Source organism: Helicobacter apodemus (assembly GCF_000765745.2).
GTDB lineage: Bacteria > Campylobacterota > Campylobacteria > Campylobacterales > Helicobacteraceae > Helicobacter_D > Helicobacter_D apodemus.
Window position 1 is genome coordinate 11,889 of sequence record NZ_JRPC02000011.1, and the last position, 20,148, is coordinate 32,036.

The 20,148-nt window shown below is 29.1% G+C and carries 21 protein-coding genes; 2 read left to right on the top strand and 19 right to left on the bottom strand.

All coding sequences use genetic code 11. The features are described 5' to 3' along the window. Positions 1–28: 28 nt before the first annotated feature. From LS72_RS05075 to LS72_RS05140, 15 genes are all read right to left on the bottom strand, one after another. On the bottom strand, positions 29–1,168 hold the full coding sequence (locus LS72_RS05075) for a type IV secretion system protein (protein ID WP_138155138.1): 1,140 nt from the start codon (positions 1,166–1,168) through the stop codon (positions 29–31). Further along, a complete protein-coding gene (locus LS72_RS05080; protein ID WP_034554829.1) occupies positions 1,169–1,456 on the bottom strand; it encodes a hypothetical protein in 288 nt (95 codons plus the stop codon). 93 nt (positions 1,457–1,549) lie between these two features. Further along, positions 1,550–2,380: a hypothetical protein gene (locus LS72_RS05085; protein WP_034554828.1), complete on the bottom strand. Its 831-nt coding sequence runs from the start codon at positions 2,378–2,380 to the stop codon at positions 1,550–1,552. An 89-nt stretch (positions 2,381–2,469) separates the two neighbouring features. After that, positions 2,470–2,697 (bottom strand): hypothetical protein, encoded by a 228-nt coding sequence (locus LS72_RS05090; protein ID WP_034554827.1) that lies wholly within the window; start codon positions 2,695–2,697, stop codon positions 2,470–2,472. Positions 2,698–2,794: 97 nt separating this feature from the next. Next, on the bottom strand, positions 2,795–5,167 hold the full coding sequence (locus LS72_RS05095; protein ID WP_084590196.1) for a type IV secretory system conjugative DNA transfer family protein: 2,373 nt from the start codon (positions 5,165–5,167) through the stop codon (positions 2,795–2,797). Further along, entirely contained in the window at positions 5,160–5,573 is a 414-nt protein-coding gene (mobC, locus tag LS72_RS05100; RefSeq protein WP_034554826.1) for a plasmid mobilization relaxosome protein MobC, read from the bottom strand. Before mobC ends, LS72_RS05095 begins: the two co-directional genes overlap by 8 nt. A gap of 4 nt (positions 5,574–5,577) precedes the next feature. Next, entirely contained in the window at positions 5,578–6,576 is a 999-nt protein-coding gene (locus LS72_RS05105) for an ATPase, T2SS/T4P/T4SS family (RefSeq protein WP_238700716.1), read from the bottom strand. Between the two features lie 12 nt (positions 6,577–6,588). Further along, on the bottom strand, positions 6,589–6,804 hold the full coding sequence (locus tag LS72_RS05110; RefSeq protein ID WP_034554825.1) for a hypothetical protein: 216 nt from the start codon (positions 6,802–6,804) through the stop codon (positions 6,589–6,591). Positions 6,805–6,813: 9 nt separating this feature from the next. Further along, entirely contained in the window at positions 6,814–7,881 is a 1,068-nt protein-coding gene (locus tag LS72_RS05115) for a DNA type IV secretion system protein ComB10 (protein ID WP_138155141.1), read from the bottom strand. After that, positions 7,878–8,966 (bottom strand): TrbG/VirB9 family P-type conjugative transfer protein, encoded by a 1,089-nt coding sequence (locus LS72_RS05120; RefSeq protein ID WP_052087363.1) that lies wholly within the window; start codon positions 8,964–8,966, stop codon positions 7,878–7,880. The genes LS72_RS05115 and LS72_RS05120 overlap by 4 nt, the downstream gene beginning before the upstream one ends. A gap of 8 nt (positions 8,967–8,974) precedes the next feature. Next, complete coding sequence (locus tag LS72_RS05125; RefSeq protein WP_034554905.1) at positions 8,975–9,637, bottom strand: VirB8 family type IV secretion system protein; 663 nt, start codon at positions 9,635–9,637, stop codon at positions 8,975–8,977. Positions 9,638–9,641: 4 nt separating this feature from the next. Then, the gene (locus tag LS72_RS11565) at positions 9,642–9,770 is read right to left on the bottom strand and encodes a hypothetical protein (protein ID WP_269149279.1); all 129 of its coding nucleotides are present in this window, start codon (positions 9,768–9,770) and stop codon (positions 9,642–9,644) included. A 13-nt stretch (positions 9,771–9,783) separates the two neighbouring features. Then, on the bottom strand, positions 9,784–12,327 hold the full coding sequence (locus tag LS72_RS05130; RefSeq protein ID WP_138155143.1) for a VirB4 family type IV secretion/conjugal transfer ATPase: 2,544 nt from the start codon (positions 12,325–12,327) through the stop codon (positions 9,784–9,786). Between the two features lie 18 nt (positions 12,328–12,345). Next, positions 12,346–12,588, bottom strand: a complete 243-nt coding sequence (locus LS72_RS05135) for a VirB3 family type IV secretion system protein (protein ID WP_138155145.1) — start codon at positions 12,586–12,588, stop codon at positions 12,346–12,348. Positions 12,589–12,606: 18 nt separating this feature from the next. Then, on the bottom strand, positions 12,607–12,915 hold the full coding sequence (locus tag LS72_RS05140) for a hypothetical protein (RefSeq protein ID WP_034555031.1): 309 nt from the start codon (positions 12,913–12,915) through the stop codon (positions 12,607–12,609). A gap of 553 nt (positions 12,916–13,468) precedes the next feature. Between LS72_RS05140 and LS72_RS05145 the strand changes: the two genes are divergently transcribed. Further along, a complete protein-coding gene (locus LS72_RS05145; RefSeq protein ID WP_034555032.1) occupies positions 13,469–15,109 on the top strand; it encodes a relaxase/mobilization nuclease domain-containing protein in 1,641 nt (546 codons plus the stop codon). Between the two features lie 414 nt (positions 15,110–15,523). Here the strand turns inward: LS72_RS05145 and LS72_RS05150 are convergent, their stop codons facing one another. Continuing rightward, entirely contained in the window at positions 15,524–15,814 is a 291-nt protein-coding gene (locus tag LS72_RS05150) for a hypothetical protein (protein WP_034555034.1), read from the bottom strand. Positions 15,815–15,826: 12 nt separating this feature from the next. Then, positions 15,827–16,129, bottom strand: a complete 303-nt coding sequence (locus tag LS72_RS05155) for a hypothetical protein (protein ID WP_034555038.1) — start codon at positions 16,127–16,129, stop codon at positions 15,827–15,829. Positions 16,130–16,469: 340 nt separating this feature from the next. Between LS72_RS05155 and LS72_RS05160 the strand changes: the two genes are divergently transcribed. Beyond that, complete coding sequence (locus LS72_RS05160) at positions 16,470–16,910, top strand: hypothetical protein (protein WP_138155147.1); 441 nt, start codon at positions 16,470–16,472, stop codon at positions 16,908–16,910. Positions 16,911–17,954: 1,044 nt separating this feature from the next. On the opposite strand, the gene LS72_RS05165 is transcribed toward LS72_RS05160, so the two are convergent. Both LS72_RS05165 and LS72_RS05170 read right to left on the bottom strand, forming a co-directional pair. After that, entirely contained in the window at positions 17,955–19,265 is a 1,311-nt protein-coding gene (locus tag LS72_RS05165; RefSeq protein ID WP_052087211.1) for a toprim domain-containing protein, read from the bottom strand. Between the two features lie 118 nt (positions 19,266–19,383). Then, the gene (locus LS72_RS05170; protein WP_084590119.1) at positions 19,384–20,145 is read right to left on the bottom strand and encodes a TrbM/KikA/MpfK family conjugal transfer protein; all 762 of its coding nucleotides are present in this window, start codon (positions 20,143–20,145) and stop codon (positions 19,384–19,386) included. Between the last annotated feature and the right edge of the window lie 3 nt (positions 20,146–20,148).

The following is a 20,148-nucleotide window of genomic DNA, read 5'->3' on the forward strand; positions in this document are numbered from 1 at the left end:
AAACAAATTCATTACTTATTTCCTAAATTCATTTAAAAAAATCAGAAATAGCACTTGTTTTTCCATTGCTTATACCACCACCCTTTTTAAAGCTATCATATAATTTTGTAGCAGTTTGTCCCATAGGTAGCATTGATGCCATTCCTTTTCCTAATGATGCTTTGATTCCTGCTCCTGCTATTAAACCTGCTCCTCCTGTCATTGCACCTGTTGTAATTGCAGAACCTACTGCTTTTAGAGGTGCTAATCCCACTGCGTCATCATTTTGAGTGCCTAAAATTTGATTTACCCAACTTGGAACTTTTACTAAAACCATAATTGCAATGATTGCAACTATCATTAAGCTTATGGGTTTAAAAAATATAAATGTAAAACTTGCAATAATTTGTGTTAATTGTGAAGTATTATCTGGTATTAATTCTACTTTTTCTAATGCTTTCATAGGAAAATTACCTATAATCATTGCAATAGGTGCATACATAGAATAAGAGAGATAAAGCTTTAACCAAGAGAAAAAATATCCCCTTAACTGATTCATCATCAAGCAAGGAATTACAATAGGAGCAATCGATAAAATGATTGTTGCCATAAACTTTGTAACAATACAAATAGAGGTAATGGCTAAGATTAAAATCATATAAGTTAGCCACATTATTCCCCAAAAAAACATATAAATGATTGTATAGATAGTAGTTAAAAATGTAGGGTCATCAAACAAAAAACCTTTACCTTGTCCTTCAAAATACTTAAATAAACTTTCATATATTGCACTTATTCCATTATTTAGGGTATCAATACCATTTCCAAAGCTTGTTGCAAAATCTGTATTTCCAAAACTCTGTGCAGTAATGGCTGAAACATAATTAATGGGTAAATCTAGTAAATTTAAAAATTCATAATAAGCCCCCTCATTTCCCATTATTACATAAATTATACTTACAATAACTATCCAAATTAAAGCTTGATAAGCGTCCTCTTTATCAATTCCGCCTTTATGTAGTCTTTTAATAAGCCAAAAAATCGCAATTAATCCTATTAAAGAATAAGCTAATCCATTAAAAAAGATTACTTGTTCCGCACTATAAATCATACTTATAAGATTAGAAGCAACTTCATGTAATTGTCCAAAAAGTGATTCAAATAATCCTTTTGCACTTTCTCTTCCCATTTACATTCCTTTTGAAAAAGTTTGTGTTGAAAGAATATTGGTTTGTGTTTTTTCTTTTATGGATTCTCCATTACAAATTTGTGTTGTAATGATTTCTTTTTCTATTATCGTATTACCCTCTATTTGAGTAATGTGCTGTGTTGTAGTCTTTTGTAAAGGTATAGAATCTTCTAATTTATAAGGAATATCCTTTTCTTTAATACTTTCTTTGGTTTCTTGTGTTGTGATTTGACTTGTTTTTGTAGAATTTTCATTTAATCCTAAAAAATTTAAAAAACTAAACAACATTTTCTTTTCCTTTCATTCTTTTAAAGGAAGTCAATGCCTCCTTAAAAGATTCTAAAAAACTCTTGGCTTATTCCCTAAGAATTACTTAACAAATTATCGCCCTCTTCCTTGATTTTCCTTTTCTTGCACTTTCTCTTGTGTTTGAGATTGTGTTTTGTTAATCATATTGATATGTGCTTGGGTTGGTGTATATTCCTGCCCTTTGTTTTGAACATTAATAAATCGGATTAAAGAATCCGCAACCACACCTTCAATACCAATTCTTTTAAGATTAGGCAATCCATTAGAGATACCATTTGCTAGTTTTTCTCTGTAGTTTTTAATCGCATTCATATCACGCTCTTTAAATTGACTCTTATCAAGCCCTTTAAACTCACTAATATGATAAAGCAATTTAGTTTGCAGTTTTGGTTCTGGCAAATCTACTCTTTCTTTCACGATATAGGTTCGCCCTGTTTTTTCATTTACCGCAGTCATTGGCTCATTGGTTTTTGGGTCAATTTTATTCCTTAATTCCCAAGTAGCCATATATTCTAATCGATAGCAAGGTGGTTTTTTCTCATAAGACTCGCCCTCTTTTGTAACGCCTTTATAGGTTTTGAGTTCTCCACCTAATTTCCAAGCGTCCTTAATCTCAATGAAATCATTGCTTTTATAGCCATTTCCATTGGCAAATGTTCTTAATAAGGCATTATTCAATCCCATAAATGGTTTGCCTGTTGTAACATCATAGGGCATAGTCTTATCCATTTTTTCTTGCGTCATCGATTGATTTAAGAATAGCTTGTCTCTTGCTGCATACATTGCGTGTGTAATAACTGAAATTTTGCCTTTATTGACATTTTCCAATCTTTCAGCATTAGTTGCTTTTTCCCAATCCATTCTTTCTACGACTGCTGTTTCTGCTTCTTTTACTACTGACATAATATTCTCCTTATCTAAAGTATCTAAATTTTAAAACGATAGTATTAAGATTAAAAATCTAAAGTATCTAAACACTAAAACAAATAAACTTACTTGCTTTGGTTTCCGCTTTTAACTTCTGAATATTCTATTGGATTACCCTCTTCATCATAATCAGAGGTTGGCTCTAATCCACTGATTTCTGTTTCTTGTAGCAAATTTTGAAAATAAGCTTCATTAAACGCCCTAATTTCATCAGGAGTGTATCTCTCATATGGATTAAATAGCTTAAGCGGTTTTTCCTCTGCTGATATTGATTTAGAATCTTCAGTTGGCATTTTTATTCCTTTAAATTTTTTTAGCCTACATTTATCAACATAGGCTAAAGTAAATCTAAGTTAAAATAAATTTACTTTAACCTATTGCCATAAAGCTTTATGGTTCTTCGTCCTCATTCTTATTTTTAATTTCCCTTATAATTGTTTTAATTGTGTCGATTGAAATTTTGTTCTCTGTTATGAGATTTCTCATTTGTTCCATTTTAGTTTCTGTTGGTGTTGTATCTAAATCATCTGGAGTTGCTAAATGGAGTAAGAAAATTTTATATCCATCTTTTCCTAATTCTTTTTCAATGTAAGCAATTTTATCTTTGGGAGTGAGTTGAGATTGTTCTGCTTCTTCTGTTTCTGCGTCTGGATTCTCTTTCTCATCGTTCTCATCGTTTTTTTGTGCTTTTCGGATAATTTCCTGTTTTTCCTCTTCTGTAAAAGGTTGTATTGTATTTAACACTTCTTGTTCTTCCATTTCTTGTTTTGCTTCTTCTTGTTTTTTCCTGCTTACTAGAATTTGTTGTGCTTTTTCCTCATTTTTATCTACAACGACTTGCATATAAGGATTTACCCTATTTTCTTTAGGCTCATTTTCTTTAGCTTGTAATGGATTCTCATTGACAATTTGCACATAAGAATTTACTTTGGGAGTTTCTATGGATTCTTTTTCTTTCTCTGCTTCTTGTAATTCTTTTTTAGTCTCTTGTAATTCCTCATCAGATTTTAGAGGGATTTTGTCCGCACCTTTCCATTGTGGGTTTTTAAACCAATAATTTACCTTTGCTTTAATAGGATTTTTGACAAATCCACGCACTAGAATTAAAATATCTGTATTAGGCATATTTAAAATATCTTGTGCTGGAACAAGCTCATACCCCTCACTTGAAGTAGAATCACTAGATTTGATTAAATCTAAATTACCTTGTGAGCGTGAAATTTTCTTTCTTGTAAATTTACCTATCATCTTGCTTAATTCCTCTGCGTCTTTTGCAGAATTCATTGTAAAAACAACTTGATAACCTACATTACTTCGTAAAATATTCAAATCATCTTCGCCATAATATTTTTTAATCTGCTCATAGCTTTGTGTAATATAAATAGGAATTAATCCATAGCTTCTACAAAGTGCAGGAGCTTCTAACAAGAAAGGCATTTTCCCGAATCGGACAAACTCATCACCAATAAAATAAATAAATTTATTAGGGTCAGCATTTCCCTCTCCGCTCATCAGTTTTTTAAACATTGTTTCTACAAAAATTCTAATGAGTGGAGCTAAAATATCTATATCTTCTGTTTGAATTACAATGTAGCAACTAATTTTTTCTTTCCTCAAATCGTAATAATCAAAGCTCATTTTTGAGGTGGCATTATCTACATTTGGATTTTGAAACACAGCCATAAAAGTATCAAAAGTGGATTTAACACTTGCAAATTCATTATCGGCAACAATCGTATAAGCATTGGCTTGATTTCTTGTAATATCGTGCAAACTTTCATCATTTGCAACCGCTTTAAAAAATGCTTTGCTTGAATCTTTTGAGAGGTCTCTTTTAATCTCTTGTGTAAATTCATCTTGTGTTGCTAGTCCAAATTGTAGTTTAATATCATCTGGAATATCATCGTAAAAATCTTTTTTAGGAGCTTGTGCAATCTCACCTAAGCTTGTATGTTTATTCTTTTGCATAAAATAAGTGGCAAAAAAAGTAAATAATGTTTTAGCACTTACAATCCAATGGTCATTTTCTTTGCCTTTTTCCCCTATAAAAATTGTTCCTGCAATTTGGTCTGCAAGTTGTTTCATCTTTACATAATCCATATCTGCAATTACTTTTTTATCAAAAGGATTAAAAAACATTGTATTTTCATCTGGATAAAGGGGAGAAAAACGCAAAATTCTATTCCCAAACTTTGCTTGTCTATATCCTGCACTAAGATAGAAAAGCTCCCCCTTAATATCTAAAACTACAACAGAACAAGGGAGACTAAAGAGATTAGGCAAGGCAATAGAGGCAGTTTTACCTGTTCCGGGGGGAGCAACAATCAGACAAGATAGAGGGCTTACACATCTTAAAAATTGTTCTATTTCATCGGGTTTGTTTTTGAGTTTTTCTATAAAAGTTTTTTTCTTATACAAACAACCTAACATTAAGCCTTGTTCGTTATTAATTCCCATTTTTTTATAATCTTCTTTTTTGGCAAAAGAGGCATTTCCATAATCTTCTAAGCTTTTTTCATTATAAATAATAAAATAAACTATTAAAACAATTAAAGGCATAAGAGCAAAAAGAATGGTTAAATAAGCTTTAAATTTTAATTTGCCACTCGTTAAATTTTGAAGTAATAAAAGTCCTGTATGAAAAACATCTGCAAAATTAGGATTAAAAATATATTTTACAGAAGCAAAGAAAAGCACGATTCCAAAAACAATACAAACAAACAACCCTAAGAGCCATTTTTGCAATGTCATTTTTTTATCCATTTTTGCTTACTCTCCTGTATTTTGATTTTTTAAAAAGATTGTGGATTCTGTCTTTTTTTAAAATTTTTTTATATTCTGTGAGAATATTTTTAATTTCATTTATATTGCCAATAATGCTTTCTATTTGATTATTTAGTTCTTTTCCTGCATTAAGATGATAAGCAATTTGGTTAATATTGTTTCCTATGCGGTGGATATTATCAATGAAAGTTTTATTAAGCATAATTAAATAAGCGATATTTTTGCTTTCTTTAGAATCATCCTCCCTGAAATAACATTCTTTAATCATCTCTCTAATAATTGCATTTTTTGTAATACCCTTGCGATTTTTTAGGCTTTGCAACATTCTTTGGTCGTCTTCATTGAGATAAAATCCTACTCTTGTGCTTTTAATTTTTTCCCCCATTTTGCTACTCTATGCTATTAATATCTATCTCTTTAAGAATCTCTTTAAGATTTAGAATATCTGTAATTACTCTTTGATTTTGTATGCGTTTAATTTGAATAATATAATCAACGCCACTTGCAATATAGGAATTTAGCATTTTAGTATCTGGATTTTGTAAGCCACCTCCTAATGTTGCATTAATCCCAATAGCTTTGATTGCGTCTTTTGGAGTGTTTGCGTGTAGTGTGCTTAGATTCCCCTCGTGTCCTGTATTTGAAGCTCTAAGAAAAGGTAAAGTGTTTCTAGTGTCAATTTCTCCTAACAATAATCTATCAGGTCTTAATCTTAAAGCATTATCGATTGCCATTTTGTAGCTATATTTATTAGTTTCTACTTTTGGAACTGCAAGTTGTAAAATATTCTTATTTACAAGTGATAATTCTTGAGAATCCTCTATGGTTACAATTCTCTCATTTGGGTCTATTTCACTTGCTAGGGCATTTAAAAAACTTGTTTTACCTGTGCCTGTTCCTCCGCTAATTAAAATGCTTCTATGGTCTCTAACAAGCTGTTTAATCTTTTCATAATTCCAACCTTTCTTGGTGCAATTATCACTTAAGACAAAACTTTCTAATGTAAAGCGTTGATTACTTGGAATCCTTATAGAAATTCCTATTTTTGAATTGTATAAAACGCTTTCGTGTTGTGCTTGTAGTCTATATCTTAGATAAGGTGCTGGTAATTCACACGACAAAGTAGGATTATCTTTATTAAAATTTAATCCTCTTCTTGTAGCTAACTCTTTGACAAAGCTTTCTAAGAAAAAAATATTAAGTTTCTCATCTTCTATATATTCCCATTGTGAGCCTTTATCAAGACATATCTCAAATTCTTTATTAATGATTAATTCATTGGCGTTTCCATTTTTCTTCCTGTCTAAATATTTATCTAAATAGGTAAGTAATGTTTTTAAAATCCCGCTAATTTCTTGTGAATTTTTAATCATTTCAATATTTGTCATATTCTAAACTTCCTATGTATTTTTCTCTTTTGTTTTCTCTTCTTTTGACTTCTCTAAAGAGAGGATTTCTTCTAATATTTTTTGTGCTTTTATTTTTTGTCCCATAAGCCTTGCTTCTTCTCTTTGAATTTGTTTTACTAATTTTTTAAGAGATTCCTTTTTATTCTCAAGTAATTTGTCGTTTTGGTGCATATTGCTAACAAACTCTGCTACATTTTTAAAATCCATATTTTCTCCTTATTTAAAATATTGCGTCATAATCTCGTTTTTCTTTGGTTTTGGAAACCAAATATGATGTGTTGGTACAATAAAGATTCTGCTACCCGCTTTAATCTGTATTACAGGCTTAATACTCTTTTGTTGTGCTAGAATTTCTTGCACGATTGCACTCAAATCGGTTTGGGTTTGATTATAAATAGAATCACCATATTGATTGGAATTGTTATTGTTATCTCGTGTAGCAATAGATAGCAATAACACATTGGTAAGCGTGGAAAGTGTATAAGGAATCCCGAAGCGTTGCCACATTCTATTGTTTAAATTGCCCTCTGCTCCGCTCATTCCCATATAATCTGATGTTTTAGCATTAGTTAATAAAATATTTACACCTTGAGGAGTGATAATCTCTCTCCATTCTATTTGCAATCTTGCATGTCCTGTAATCTCACTACTATTTTGATAGTAACCAATCGCCTTACTACCTCTTGGAATCATTACTGCCCTTCCCATTGTGGCATAAATATCTTCTTCAATTTGAGCACTTACAATCCCTGCTAAATCACTTGAAATTGCTGTTGTTAATGTTGCTGGTATCAAACGCCCTGCCCTTATCATTCTAAAGAGTTTGTGTTCATTGGTAGCATTGTCGATACTTTCTTGATTTGAAAAAGAATTTACTCCATAGGGATTAGCACCTTGTGAAAAATAAATTTCTTGTGAGCCTCTTTCTGCAAGAATAGAATCTCGTAGTAAATTGTCCATTCTTTGCTCGGGAGTAAGATTTACTTTCTTTTTGGGTGCATTTTGCTTTAATTCTTCTTTTTTAGCCTCCACTTTCTTTTGGGTTTCTGTAATTTTTCTTTCAAAATCTTTTATTTTAAAATTTTCTTCTTCTTCAATTTGCACCACTTGATTAGGGTTTGGTTTCTTTCTATAAGTATAATCATCTAGCGGAAATTTAGAATCAAAAAGATAATCCAAACTTTGTTGATAAATTACTTTTTCTTCTTTTAAAATATTTTCGCTAGGATTAGCTAAAACCAAAAAGGGAGAAAGAGTTAAGGAAATAAATAAGGATTTTTTCATTCTACAACCTTTTGCTCTTGATTATTTGGTTTTACTTTTTCAATACAAACATAAGATTCCCCATTCCATATTGTCCATTTATCGTTTCTGCTTTCCGCGATAATCCAATCACCAATGACTTTTGTTTCAACAGGTGTATCGTGTTTATCAATAACTGCAAAAATTACTGGAACTTTGCCATTTTGCTTTTTATCGTATTTAAAATAAGTAAAAGTATCATCATTAAAGACTTCACTAGGAATTAGCCATTCGTTATATTTCTTAGCTTTTTTGATATAAGAAAAATCCATTTGCTCTTTCTCTACTTTAATTTCTGCAATTCCCTCTTTAATGACAAAATATTTTCTAGCTTCCTCTTCCATTTGTTTTTGTGTTAAGATTTTGCTCTCATCATCAAGAATCTTTACAAGCAAATTTGGCAATTCTTTGTTCTTGTAATCGGTGGAGTAGAGGAAAAAATTATGGATTTTTTTATCCTTTGTAAAAATTGTCAAATTTGTATCAATGCCAATTAAAAAAGGCTTTATGCTGATTGCATTAGGCATATTTGGTATTTCTTCTACTTTATATCCGCTTTGGTCTCCTAAAATATAACTTTCTATCTTACTTTCAAAAATAATGGTGGTTGCCATTGTGAAGCGTGTGCGTATTTTCTGTGTTTTATTCTCTTCATAAGGAATTTGTATTGTGTTTTCAAATCCTGTATATTTTTTTTCTAAAAACTTTTTTTGCACTGCTCTTAAATCCTTGTTTCTTATAGCTTGTTTCATTAAGAGTAATTGTTCTTCAGTGTATGCTGGAATCTCTTGTGAGTATTGTTGCTCATATTGCATTTGTGGATAATTATCTATATTTGAACTAGTGTTATTAATACTCACATTATTGCTAATGTATTTATCTTTATTTTCTATGGTAGGTTTTTGAGTAAATAAAGATTCTCCGCTTTGTTGTCTTGTTGCCATTATTCTTTCTACTTCTTCTTGTCGCTCTTGCATAATATCTTCTATTGTGGCTTGGTTTAAAGCATTTGGGTTGGCAAACAATATGTTTTGAAGTAAGATAGTAAAAATTATTAATTTTTTCATTTTTTCCCCTATTGTGCGATTGTTTTCATTGTTCCATCTTTTTCAATATTAACTTTGCTTAAGGCATATTCATAAACAATAAACCCTGTGGGATTTAATGGAATCGCATTTTCTTTAATTTCTTTTGATTCAAATCCAAATTTCAAAGTAGCCTTATAGCGTTGATAGCCTGTTTGCAGTTCTCCTCGTCTTTCTTTTGCAATAAATTCTATAGTTGCAACATCTTGACTTAGAATTTGACTATTAATGATTTCAATCTCTCTGTAAAGATTCTTTGTTTGATAGATTGAACCGCTTTGAGTTACTGCTTGTTGGAATACTTTATAAACTTTGTTTTCACTTTGAAGTGCTACTTCTCTATAACGCACATCATCATCAATTCTATTAATTGTTTCTCGTTTAATTACATATCCCGCTAGGAGAGATTTTAAAAGTGCAATGTCGCTACGAACATTAAAACCTTGTGTTTCTATTCTAAAAAAACTACCTTGTGGCTCTGAAAAGAAAACTAAATAGGGTTTTGTCTCTTTAAGCGGCATTAAAATTGCAAGTGAAAAAAGGGCTAAAAATAATAATCCACTTAGAATTACAACTAGAATAAAAAGGATTTTGGTAATATTTTTCTCTAATTGAAAGATATAATTTGGGTCTTTTAAGTTTTTTAAATCCATCATTTTAGCCTTTATTCTCTTGTAAAATTTCTACATCATAACAAGCACAAGGGCTTTGTTTAATAGCGTGTTTGCTGCAAGCACTAAATATTACACTTGTAATTACTAAACTTAAAGTTAAAATCTTTTTCATTTATTATTCCTCCTTAATAATCTTCATCAGGCATTCTATGCCCTCTTATATAAAGCTCTCGCCACTCTTTTTCTCCATAAACTCTTTTTAATGCTTTAAGGTTTTTCACATCTCCAGCATCTGAACTAAAGACATTCAAATACCCTTGCAATCTTGATAAATTCACATCTAAAATGGCGGAATAATCTCCCCTTTTTAGTAGAATTTTGCGTTCTGTTGGATTGGTTTTATTTAAAAATGAAATTTCATTTCCTGTAAGATTTGCCATTGTGCGTAAATCTTCTAGGGTTTGCTCGTTTTTAGTGGGGTAAATCAAGAAATTTACCATATTATTAATAAAGGAGCTTCCTTTTGGGATTTCTTTAAAAAATCCAATATCTTGTGTTGCTACCATTACTGAACCATTAATTTTTCTAACTTCTAGGATTGCTTCTAGTAATTTTTCACGCATAATCTCATTATTCAAATAATCTTTCAATTCATCTACAAACACAAAAAATCCTTTATTTGTAGCTTTAGCATTGTTAGAGAGTTTATGAAAAATGTAAAATGCCATAAGCCCCGCTAGTGTTTTATCTTTGATGATTGCGTCCATATTTAAAATAGAGAGTTGTTCTTTAAAGTTTAGTGCGTCTTCTTGGTGGTTGAAAATGGAATCCAAAAAAGGTTGATATGCCATTTTTAAATCTAATTTGCTAGGGTCATTTTGTGTTTCAAGGGAATTGTGAAACTCTTTAAAATTAGGGTGTTCCACCATTTCTAATCTTTTTAAAGTATCTTGAATATTATTAATGGCTTGAATATCTTTTTCATCAATCCCTATCATCATTGCTAACCACGCTCTTAAAAAATTAGAATTTTCAGTCGTTCTAGCTAAAGAAAAGGGATTAAGTTTAAATCCTGCTTCATCGTCTAAATCGTGATATTCTCCACCAATATATTTTGTGAAATTGTGCATACCACGCATTTTATCCATTGCAAAAATATTAATATCATATTTGAAAAGATTAGCCATTAGGAATTGTGTTAGGGCAGTTTTACCTGTGCCTGTTCCTCCGATAATCATTGTATGCCCACTTGCTTCCTTACCACTTGTTGCGTGAAAATTAAAAAAATATGGGCTTCCGCTTAGATGTCTAAAAATTGTAACAGGTGCATTACCCCATCGATTTTTATTGAATCCTAAAATATCATTTTCTAAATTTATCATTGTGGCTAGATTAGAGCTTTGCAAACTTCTTTTTCTTGCATTCAAATTGCTTCTACTTGGAAAGAAAGAAAAGAATAAAGGTGCAAGATTTAATGTTTCAGCAATCATTGCTAAATATTGATTTTCTAACACACCTTTAAGACGATTAGTTTTCTCATTTAATTCTTCTAAACTAGGAGCGTGAATTAAAATGGAGTAACTTGTTTCTAAAAGTTTTTCTCTATCGCTTCGTATGTCTTGTTCTAGTGCATTAAGCATTTCTTTGGCTTCCTGCACTGCAAAGACTGATTTATCTTTAATGTGCTTTAAAGCCTTTTCTTTTGGCACAACTTCACAACTAATAAAAACACTATATTCTATATTTTCTCTTAAAACCGCAGTGCTAATATTGCTGGAGATATTTTCTGTTTCATAAGCTTTTACGCTAATGAATTTAGCATAGATTTTTTCGCTTGTTTGTGTAGGTTCTAATGGATTATTATTCTCATCTATTGGAATCACATTATCTGCCTTATTTGTATGGAAAATAATGTAATCCTTTTTAAATTCTACATCACTTGTAATGTAACAATCTGTTAAAAGCTCATAGCTATATTTTAGATTTGTTTTATTCATATTTGCATAGGTTGCAAAAAAGTTAATTAATTCATCAGAGCTTAATATTCTTGGTTTAAATTCATTGAGCGTATTTTTTATAACCTGCTTTATGGATTCTAGTGTGTTTGCCTTTTGGTCTAAGCCATAGTTGATTGATTTTGTTTGTTTTTGGATTCTGTCTAATTCTATAGTAGAAATTCCATTCCCCTCTTCTTTTTCTTTAGTAAATTTGTCTTTAAATTTATTCAATTCTCCCAAAATCGCTTTATTTTTAGTGGAGATTATAAAATAATAAACAATTTGGTAAGCTTCACGCAAATTTTCCCATTTATCGACAATTTCTTTTGCATAAGGGTTTTTAATTTCAGATTTGATATAGTCTAAAAGAATTTTTTCTTTTTTACAAACAATACTTACAACTACATCATCTCCTAAAGAAGTAAAAAAACGATTCCTTGCCTCACTTAATGAGAGTTCTTCTTCAGGAGTAATTGCAGAATAGCTATAACCAAATAATTCAAATCCAATACATAAATTTTTATCACTGGTTACAATAATTTCTTCATTATATTTTTGTGCAATATTATTTTCCAAAGCCATAGAAAAAATTTTGGGTTGTAGAATTGTAAAAATGCTATCACCCTCTTTTAAAATTTTATTTATCAAAGAAAATAATTCAGTTTTTGCAGAATCTTTAGGGAGTTTTTCTTGTCGCTGATTTTTTGCAAAAAAATTTTTTAAAAAAGACATTTTTTTTATCTTTATTTTTTATGCAAAATATTTTCTTGATTTAATTTTAAAACGCATTTGAATAACATCATAAATATCCTCATCAAAAAATTCCAATGTATAAAGCAAAGCCAAAATTATAATTGCAATAGGAATTGCATAAAGTTGAAGTAAAAACCAAAAAATAAAACTTGCAAAAGCCCAAATAATCCAAGAGGTAATACTTAAGCCTTTTGCTTTTGGTTTTTTTGTTAATTCCCTGTAACAAAATGAATTTAACATTGCTTATTTCTTTCAAAATTAAATTAAAGATTTAGAGATTCCCCAAACAATTCCTAAAATCACAGAAACTGCAATAATACCTTTGATATGCTCCATCATTCTTTCTTTGTTAAACATTACAATGATGAGTAAAATTACAAGCCATAAAACCCCAATCACACTAACAAAAGTATTTACCATAGAAGCAACATCACTTGCAGTGTTTTCAACTTGTGTTTCAAACTCACCTTTAAATTTTCCAAGTGCGCTATCATTTGCAGCAAACATCATCATAGGTAAAACAACAAACCATATAAACCAAATTTTTTGTGAAAAACCTTTAAGCATTTATGCTCCTTTTTTTGAAAAATTTGAGGAATACTAACGACTTTTTTTTCATTATCAAAAGCCTATTTTTGCGGAATAAATTTTTAAAGAAAGTGCGTTAAATTAGTAGTTTAAAGATTATTATTTTGCTTAAAGTATTTTTAAAATGTTACAAGAGGTTTTAAAAAATATTGCTTTGTAAAAAACAATATAAGATAGTTGCAAAAGGTTTAAAAAATATTACAAATTCCGCAAATAAAATTTTGTAAAAAAATTTTTAATTCCTTTATAAAATTTTCATTATCAAAAACATATTTTTGCGGAATAAATTTTTAAAGAATTTTCAAAGAATTTAACGATTAAACTTTTTATTTTTTTTTAAAAACTTTATTTTTGCAAAAAAATCTCTTTAGAAATGCCCTATTTATAGGCATTAATAAAGACTTTTTTTCTAAAAAAGCATACATTAGAGGGTTATCCTGCAAAAAATATTGTAATAATAATTTAAATTAATTTCTATTAGAATATTTTTTAGGCAAGTTATAGAAAATATTTTTATATAAGGATTTTTATTTTGGCTTCAAATTACTTCCCAACTTTTAGAGAATTTAAAAAGCAAAAAGATAAAGCACTATTCTTTGATTTTGAGGAAATTAAAGCAAAAAAAGTCAAACAACAATTCGATAAAAAAGGGATAGAAAATTATCCACAAAATCATTTTATCTATTTGTTTAAAAATGTTAAAGGGGATTCCTCTTATACACAAAAGCAAGTAGTGATAAAAAACATTTCAAATTTAAATAAAAATGGATTTAAAAACGCACTCAATTATTGCATTAAGCATAGCGAAAAATTCACTTGTTATGATAGTGAAAACAATGAGCTAACTACTCCAGATGTTTTTAAAAAATGGGAGAAAGATTTTGGCACAAATACAAATTCAAAAGATGTATGGCATTTAGTTTTTAGTATCAAGGAACAAGATTCCTTTGTTAGTCGTTCTTATTTAATTCAATCTGCTATTGAAACAATCAAAAAAAATTTCCCTTTTAATGATTTTGTTTTTGTTCCACATTGGCATCAAAATAACCCTCATATTCATATTTTGCTTAACAAAAGAAATCAAATCACAGATAGAAAAATTCACTTCAAAGATAGGGAAGAAATTAGAAATTTTTTTAATAATTTACGCAATGATTTTGCCACTTCTTTAAACCAAAGAGGTTACAATTATAAAAACACAATGAAATTAGAAAATGATTTGGAACAAAACCTCAAAGATTTAGAAAAAATCAACTTAAATTCTAAAATTGCTCTTTTAAATGTTTTGGAATCTCAACACACTTCCCTAAAAAAGAAAATTGATAATTTAGAGAACAAAAGATTGAATTTAAGAAAACTTATTTGGGATTTAAGAGTAGAAAAAAAGAATCTTATTGTGGAAGCTTTAAAAAATCAAATGAATAAAAATAAAATCTATTTCCAACAATTTAAAGAAGTCAAAAAATTAAATGAGAAATTGAAGTTTTTTTATAGTAATTACAAAGATATAGACGAAGAAATTTCAAAACTTAAGCGTGATAGAAATCTAACAGATAATTATATGGAATTAGACAAATCTTTTTCTAATGATTGGGCTTCCATTTTTGAAAAAGAAAAATACTTAGAATTTTTGAAAAAAAATTTTAAAAGAAAGCACCTCCCTAAGAAACAACAAACCCTTTTAAATCTTTTTGAAAAAGAAATAATATTACAAAAACAAACCGCCAATGATTTTACTTTAGACTACATTAAAACAAATCTCAAACATTCTAAAATATTTGGAGAAAAAGCCAATGCTTTTAAACTCCTAGAAATGAAAAAAATTCTTTTAAAATGTTCCATTATGGCAATTAGAGGTGAAGTACATATTTCTTATTTAGATAAAATCAATAGAAACATTTCTTTTATGGATAAAACTTTAGAGAAAAAATACCAATTCTTAGAAAAATATCTTAAAAATAAACAAGAAATTTCCCTTTTTAATTTTAAAGAATTTTCTACGCTTTCTAAGGCTTTAGAAAAAAATAATATAGAATTTTTAAAAGAATTAGAACAAAAGATTAAAAATAAATCTCCACAACAAATAAAAGAAAAGAAGCAAATAATTTCTAGCAGTAAAAACAAAGAAGCTTTAAACATTAAAGAGAATCTTTCACATTCTCCTTATAACTAAAACCACTCCCGCTTAAGCGGCTTTAGATTTGCAAGGGATTTAAGACTTTTATAAGCGGAAGTGGCATAGAATCTGATTGTAATAAAAATTAATTTAGCTTATCTAGTTCTTCACAACTAGAATAAGCAAAAGAATAATCGTTAAGACAATTATTATCTCTGCCATTAAGCCCTCCTTTTATAAGAAAAGCCTAACCTTAAATCCACACATATTATACAAATTTTTTGCTTTAAATATTCTTACTTAAACCCTGTTTTTGTGGAGCTTCATCCTGCTTTAACCCTCTCTTTTGTTTGTGATAATTTTTGTTTAGCTTGTGTTATTGTATCACTAAGATTAATAGAGTGGTCTTGATATAATCTCTCATCCCCAGAGGGGGCAATACTTCTAATTCAGATAATCTTATATTTCTCTTTAAAGTTGTTTTGTTAGGGATATGCCCTTGAATCTTAATAACGCCATCTCTAAATTTTTTAACTTTATAGTTAAAACCCATTGCGTGTATTTTGTTTTCCTCCAAAAAAGGATTATGGAGTTGCAAGAAAAATTTTTTGTTTTCTCTTGAATACTTAAGTGTGCAATAAGGTTATTTTCAACTTTTTCAATTTTATTAAGAATTTTATTTACTTCAACAAAATTTGATTGACTAAGTTCATTTTCTAACTTATCCATAAGAGAATGAAAACTTTTTACTATTGCTTCCATTTTACCACCTTTTTAAGCACTTTTGCGTATTTTGTCGTAATAATCATCTTCTGTGTAAAATTCCTCGTCCTCTATACTAAAAGAACTTGCAAGACAATTTACTTGATATTCACAAGAAAGATTATGCGATTCACACAAACTCTCCAAGTGCATAAAAACCAATTCTATATAAATATTTTGAAACAAAGGAACACAAGGGGATTCCCTTGCAATTTCCCACACTTCCTCTTCTGTTACGCTTAAATTTTCTCTTTTTAAAATATTTTCCATATCCGCAATAAAATCGGGCATATCATTAAAATTAATCCAATCCATTTTAAACCCCCTATAATAAACAAAAAGAGGGCTGAAAATGGACTAAAATTGTAACTGCTTTCCTTGAAGCTCTTTTATATCCTGTTTCCATTTTACAACCTTTTTATCGATTTATGTAAAAATTATACCATATTTTTATTAAAAAAGCAACTATTTTAACAAAAAAAACACAAAATTTACCACATTTTTAATTTTTATGCTATAATCCACTAACTTTTTCTCCCTTTTTTAGGGGGGCGTTGCGGGGGGTATCCCCCTGCTTTAAGAACATTTAAAATGAGACTTAAAAGTCTCATTTTTCCGCCTTTAACCTTGATAAAGGCGGGACAAAGGAGAACTTATGACAAAACAAGAATTAGACGAAGTGCTAAAAGGACTCAATTTAACACGCAAAAGCTTTTGTGAGAAGCTCGGAGTAAATTATAAGACGATGAATAACCATTGGGATACGAAAAATCCTATCCCACAATATGCAATTTCTTGGCTAGAAATTTACAAAACTGCTCAAAAATACGAACAATTTATAGAAATTTTGAAAAACGACTGCATAGTAGAATCACAACTTACAAAAGTGGATAAAAGCTTCACAAAAGAGGACTTTGTATCAAGATTGAAAACACTCAACTTAACACGCTCGGAATTTTGTGAAAAGGTGGGAATTGGGTATTCAACACCCACGACTTGGAATCTTTCTATTCCTCTTTGGGTAGAAGCTTGGCTAAACACCTATGAAAATGCGGAAAACTTTAAGAAACTAGAAATCCTTTTTCAAAAGATTTGACAAGATTAAAGATAAAATCAAAAGCCTATTTTTGCGGAATAAATTTTTAAAGAAAGTGCGTTAAATTAGTAGTTTAAAGATTATTATTTTGCTTAAAGTATTTTTAAATGCAAAAGAATAAAAGGCTAATAATAGCTTTAAATACGACTTTCCACATAAAATCTTAACCGCATTTTAAACCTTTTGTTAAAAATAAGCTTAAAATATGGTTTTCCACTCCTGCATTCTTAAAACCATAATGAGAATAGAACATTAAGACTTTGATTCTAGTTTTGTAGAAAATTGTAATATATTCTGGAGAAATTTAAAGTTTTTTAAAATATTCTTGATTAATTCCATAAATTTTATTTATTTTTAATGATTATTTTGCGTATGGCTTTATAATGAATTTTCCGCAAAAATAGGCTTTTGATTTTTAAACTACAAAAACCCTATTCCACGATATTTTTAAAACTTCAAAAATTACCATTTCCGCAAAAATAGGCTTTTGATTTTATCTTTAAAATATGGATTCTCATTATTCTTGTAAGTTTCTAAAATTAGAATATTTAAGTATATTTTTTCATTCTCATTATTGTATTTTTTAAAAATTATTTTTTAGTCCTTCCTATATATTATAAAGAATCTAAAAGGGAAAGAGATATTGAGTTTAATATTGAGTTTAATTTCAATAGATAGTTTCTAGTTAAAGATAGATTCCAGTTAAGATAGTTTAATCAAAGTTAAAAGGAAAGTTAAAAAGTTCTGTTTAAATGTTTAAATATTCCTTTTTAACCTGTTCTTAGCTTGAAAGGATATTTTAGTTTTAAAGAATACTTTTATAAAGAAATCAAGTTTTAGTTTTCGTATAAACAAATACCAAAATACTATATACCTCCATAAATCAATTTTAATGGGTATAGGATTAAAAAAATAGATAAAGCTAGGGTTTTATATTATTTTAATCTTTTTTAATGATTTTAGAGCCATTTTAGAGCTTAATTTTAATATTGCAATTATTAATTAAAATATTTAAAGCCATTTAAAAGTTTTTGAAAGGATATTTTAGTTTTTTAATTTCTCCATTTTATTTTCAAACGCAAGGAGTTTTTGATTAAAAGTTTCTAAGTTTTTTTCCATAGATTGTTTTAGCTCTTGTGGAATCTCTAAATTTTGATTTAACGCATAATAAACCCTTGTTGCAATTTGGATTCCTTGTTGAAAAGATTGTTGCTTTAAATGCTCATAAATAAACTCTTCTCCTTTGTTAAAAAAGGCTAAATTCTCATTAAAATCCCGCAAAGATTGATGAATATTATCTTTTGTAATAGCATTTATACCTATTTCTAAGACTTTAGAGAGAACTAAATCCTCATTAAAATCTTTACAATAAGGCTTTATCACATTCACTTCCGCATTTTTAAAGCATTCTTGTGCCTTTTGTGTATTCTTCTCTCCTGCTTTATCTCTATCAAATCCCAAAAATACCTTAGCATTAGGAAATTTCTTATCAAGATATTGCAAAGCTTGTAGCTGACTTTCTGTGATTATGCCATTAGTAGAGAGAATTAATGTGTTTGGAATAGTATTTATTTTGTTTAATCTCTCATTATTGAGCTTTTCAAAGAGACTTAAAGAATCAATACTAGATTCTGTAAGAATAATTTTTGCAATATTGCTTCTTTCTTCTTTTTCCTTGCTGTTAGAAAAAATTATCGCTTCTAAGCCTTTTTTACCATAGCAAATTTGCTTTAAAGGTTTTGTGTAAGTTTCTCCCTCTTTATTTTTTAAAATAGGATTCTTTAAATGAAGCTGGTAGCCTGTTTTAGAAAAGATTTGTTGTTCTTGTGTTTGCTCTTGCTTGGGTTTATTTGGTGTATTCTGTAAGGTTTTGATTGTATAGGTTGGAATCGCAATATTATCTCCATCCATCTTAATTTCACTGGTTAAATGTTGCAAGATTGCATTACTAATACCCCTATCACTAGAAAAATGATTTTTAGGTTGTAAATTCTTAAAGGTTAAAAACTTAGCTAACACCTCTTCTACTTCTTTATCTCTTTCAGTGTTTTTAGGTAAAGTATGGCATTGCAAATTTGTTTCTTTCTGAAGCTGGAGCAAATCTTGCACCTTTAATCCTCTGTTTTTACAGAAATTAAAAATATTTCCTTTGTCCCTTTCATCATAAGGATTAAAGTAAAGATAATCGCCCTTTGCATTGCGTGAAATCACCAAAGCGTCTCCATTGTCGTTTTTAAGCTTAATGTGGTTTTTTGAGCTTTTGTTTTTGTCTTTAAAATAACCCAAATTAAGCAGGATTTGGTCTAAAGGAAGTTGCAATGTTTCTTCTGGATTCAATTTTGATATTCTTGCCATTCTTAATCCTTGATTTACAATGTTATTAAATGTTAAAAAATAGTTTTTAACATTTTTAAAATGTTTTTAAATGTTATTTATTATTTTTTAAATGTTTAAATAAAAGGGAATAAATCCCTTACTTATTTTGATTAATCCAACAACTCTTATTAATTGTTTGTGTTTTGTAATACTTTGACACTAGGGAATAACTAATATAGTTATTAAAGAATTTATGTTTATTCCTCTTATTCATCTCCCATTTGGATAGAGATAATTTTTTTCCTACAGGTAAGTTGTCAAATTCTGCTTTTGAAATTTCACCTATAATTTCTTTTCCGCTTTCCCACTCTTCTTTTGTGTAGAATTTGTTATTGCAAGTGTATTTTAGCCTATAATCTGAATAGTGAGAACTTGCTAATAATTTACAAGAGTTTGTAAGATTTGGATTAATTCTAAAACCTATTTTATCCACAACCCTGCAAACTTGCTCTCCATCTACATCATAATGGCAAATGGTTTTTTTAAAAGCGTCTCGTTTTGTTTCTACTCTAGCATTTAAAGAGGGAATTGTGCATTCCTCATCTACAAAAGGCAAAATGCCTGTTTGATAATGTTTTAAATTTATATCGTTATTATTTGTTGGACAAAGATTTAAAAAATTTTTTCTAGCTTGTAAAGTTTCCCAAGGCTTTTTAAATTTAATAGCAAAATATCTTGCTATTGCACTAGCACACTCTGGTGGTTTTACTGGTGAAGCTAAACAAATAAGTGCTTCACAAGCACTCCTTGTATCTCCACTTAAATATTCTATTTTAACTTCTGCCTGTAAGGTATTACATATAAAAAGTATTACAGGAAAAGAAAGTTTTATTACTCTTGATATTAAAAAATTTCTCATTTT